This is a genomic window from Streptomyces capparidis, from assembly GCF_054782095.1.
In genome coordinates, this window is the sequence record NZ_BAAGTD010000147.1 from 1 (window position 1) to 566 (window position 566).

A 566-nucleotide genomic window follows, 5' to 3' on the forward strand; every position below is an offset into this window, starting at 1 on the left:
CCGGTGTTCGCGGAGGCGTTCGACGCGGTGTGCGCGCGGATGGACGGGCAGTTGGACCGGCCGTTGCGGGATGTCGTCTTCGGTGACCAGGAGCGGTTGGATCGGACGGTGTTCGCTCAGGCGGGGTTGTTCGCGCTTGAGGTTGCGCTGTTCCGGTTGGTGGAGTCGTGGGGTGTGGCGCCCGATTGCCTGGCGGGGCATTCCATCGGTGAGTTGGCGGCGGCGCATGTGGCGGGGGTGCTGTCGTTGGACGACGCGTGCGCTCTGGTTGCCGCCCGTGGTCGGTTGATGCAGGCGTTGCCCTCCGGTGGGGCGATGGTGGCGGTGCAGGCCACCGAGGCCGAGGTGGCCGCTGTCCTGTCGGGTCGGGTGTCGATCGCGGCCGTCAACGGGCCGTCGTCGGTGGTCGTCTCCGGCGAGGAGGACGCCGTTCTGGCGGTCGCCGCTGTCTTCGAGGCGCAGGGTCGCAAGACGAAGCGTCTTTCGGTCTCGCACGCGTTCCACTCGCCGTTGATGGAGCCGATGCTGGAGGAGTTCCGGCAGGTCGCCGAAGGGCTGACCTACCG

1 protein-coding gene is annotated in these 566 nt (G+C 69.3%); it reads left to right on the forward strand.

The window, feature by feature from the left end; translation table 11 throughout:
• Nucleotides 1-566: acyltransferase domain-containing protein (locus ACYVO2_RS37335; protein ID WP_461012575.1), on the forward strand; the 566-nt coding region annotated here is incomplete at both ends.